The organism is Candidatus Effluviviaceae Genus V sp., from assembly GCA_014728125.1.
Lineage (GTDB): Bacteria > Joyebacterota > Joyebacteria > Joyebacterales > Joyebacteraceae > WJMD01.
Map to the genome: position 1 here is coordinate 1 of WJMD01000167.1, position 2,801 is coordinate 2,801.

Genomic DNA, 2,801 nt, shown 5'->3' on the forward strand with positions numbered 1-2,801 from the left:
AGCACCTTCACCATCTACTTGCCGAACCCCTGACTCTTCTGCTTTCCGCTAACGCAATCCTAACACGCATCTCATCCCCTTCTGATTGTATAAGGCTACTGTGCCCGGAACGGAGCGAGCCGCACGCTGCCGGGAGGTTTCAAGCACAGAAGGGTCTGCGTACGCCGCGCCTGTCGAACGGGTGACCGCCCCGCTCGCAGGGGCGAGGCGGAGCGCGGCCCGGGAGCGGCTCACGATTGAAGGGGGGCGATCGTGATGAGGACTCTTGCTCTGGTCGGTCTCGCACTCTGCGTGACCTTCGGCGCGGCGACGGCCGGCGTCGAGGACGTGACGGTCGGCGGACGGTTCATGTGGGACGCCGGCGCCTGGTCGAACGTCGACGACGACCTTGAGATATACGCCGGGACGTTCGAGAACGGCACCGAGACGCGCACGGCGCGCGTCGAAGCGTCCGGGCTCATCTACCCTCGCATGGCCTTCAGGCTGAGCTGGGACTTCGCTGCCGGCGAGAGCTACTGCCTCAAGCACTCCTATCTCGAGCTCAGCGAGCTTCCCGTCGTTCACAACCTGCGCGCCGGCTACTTCTTCGAGCCGGTCGGGCTCCAGTCGCAGATGAGTTCGAAGTACTACACGTTCCTCGAGCCCGCGTTGCCCACCGCACTCGCGCCGTTCCGGAACGCCGGTCTCATGGCGCATCGCGGCTTCATGGACGGACGCGGGCTCTGGCAGGCGGGCTTCTTCCTGACGACCGACGGCATGGCGGCCAAGTCCGGTGACGACGACTACAGCCTCGCCGGCAGACTCGCCTTTGTGCCGTTCGGCGCGCCCGACGAGGACATGTTCGTCCACGTGGGTCTCTCCGCGAACTACCAGAAGCCGGAGGAGTCGCTCCGGTTCCGCGCCCGGCCCGAGAACCACATGTCGGCCTACCTGATCGACACCGGCTCGATGACGAACGTCGAGCACGTCATCAGACTGGGCGGCGAGGTCGCGGCGGTCTACGGCCCCTTCCACTGCGCGGCCGAGTTCCTGAACGCCGCCGTCTCGAGCAGCGAGGATGAGATGGTCGAGCCGGACCGTATCGGTCTTCAGGACGACGCGGCGTTCAGGGGGTACTACCTGCAGGCCGGGTATTTCGTCACCGGCGAGCGGCGCACGTACGGAGGAGGCAACTGGAAGCGCACGGAGCCGAGGCGCACTCTCCTTGACGACGGCGGCCCCGGTGCGGTCGAGCTGGCCGTCAGGTACTCAAGCCTCGATCTCAATGACGAGGGCGCCGGCATATACGGCGGGCGGCTCGACGATGTGTCGCTCGGGGTCAACTGGTACTTCCATGCGCATGCGCGGATGATGTGCAACTACGTCATGGCGACGGTGAAGGACGAAGACGACGAGGAGATCGGCGGGGCCGACGCCTTCGTCACGAGACTGCAGTTCGATTTCTGATCGGGGGACGCAGCCCGGTCCGACACGCGGTTCTGACGGGCTTCTGACACGGAGCTCACGAGAGGCGTGTAGGCTGTCCGTGCGCGCACCCGGTCGACACTACGAGGGAGGGGAGAATGACCAGAGCGACATGGACCGCCGCGGTCGTGGGAGTCCTGCTGTTTGCGATCGCCGCCGGACCCGCGGGCGCCCAGATGAAGCTCATCGGAGCCGGCGCCACGTTCCCGGAGCCGATCTACGCCGTCTGGATGTACCAGTACAACCAGCTCAAGGACGTCCAGGTGAACTATCAGGGCATCGGCTCGAGCGGCGGCATCCGTCAGATCAAGGACGCGACCGTCGACTTCGGCGCCACGGACGCGCCGATCGAGGGGCCGGAGCTCGAGGAGGCCGGTCTCGTTCAGTTCCCGATGATCATCGGAGGCGTCGTGCCGATCTGCAACATCCGGGGTGTTGGTCCAGGCGAGCTCAGGCTGTCGACCGAGGTCCTGGCATCGATATTCGCCGGCGAGATCACGTTCTGGGACGACGAGGGCATCACCTCGCTCAACCCCGATCTCGAGCTTCCGAACGATCCGATCACCGTCGTGCACCGCGCCGAGGGCTCGGGCACGACGTGGATCTTCACCGACTTCCTCGACAAGGTCTCCCCGAGCTGGCGCGAGAACATCGGCCGGGGGAAGCTCGTCAACTGGCCGGCCGGCGTCGGTGCGAAGGGCAACCCCGGCGTCGCGGCGTACGTCCAGCGCGTGAACGGCTCGGTCGGCTATGTCGAGTTCGCCTTCGCGGTGCAGAACAAGCTCGCGCACATCACGCTCCGGAACCGTGACGGCCAGTGGGTCGAGCCGACGATCGAGTCCTTCCAGGCGGCGGCCGCGAACGCCGACTGGGAGAACACGGAGGGCTACTACCTCGTACTGACCGACCAGCCCGGTGAGGAGAGCTGGCCGATCGTCGGTGCGTCGTTCATCCTCGTGTACGCCAAGCAGGACGACGTTGAGAAGGCGAAGGCCATGCTCGAGTTCTTCGACTGGTGCTACGATCACGGCGACCAGATGGCGGTCCAGAAGCACTACGTCCCGATCCCGGACAACGTCGTCGAGATGGTCCGGAACACCTGGCGGAGCGAGATCACGGCGGACGGTGAGCAGGTCTGTCCGCCGGCCAAAAGCTAGCGTTCGTCCCTGCGGCACGGGTGGCGCGGCGGGTCCGCCCGCCATGTCGCAACGGCCGCATCGTTCTCCCGGACGGAGGCCCGAGTGCCGAACGGCGCTGAACAGAGAGCGCGTCAGAGCGGCGCCGATCTCGCCTTCAAGGTGCTGACGACGGCCTGCGCGCTCGTCGTGATCGTTCTC

Annotated in this window: 2 protein-coding genes; both read left to right on the forward strand. The window is 66.1% G+C overall.

Features of this window, described 5'->3' with window-relative positions; translation table 11 throughout:
• Positions 1–255 precede the first annotated feature (255 nt).
• Entirely contained in the window at positions 256–1,446 is a 1,191-nt protein-coding gene (locus GF405_10100; GenBank protein ID MBD3368505.1) for a hypothetical protein, read from the forward strand.
• Between the two features lie 116 nt (positions 1,447–1,562).
• Positions 1,563–2,621 (forward strand): phosphate ABC transporter substrate-binding protein PstS, encoded by a 1,059-nt coding sequence (gene pstS / locus GF405_10105; GenBank protein ID MBD3368506.1) that lies wholly within the window; start codon positions 1,563–1,565, stop codon positions 2,619–2,621.
• Positions 2,622–2,801: the final 180 nt, after the last annotated feature.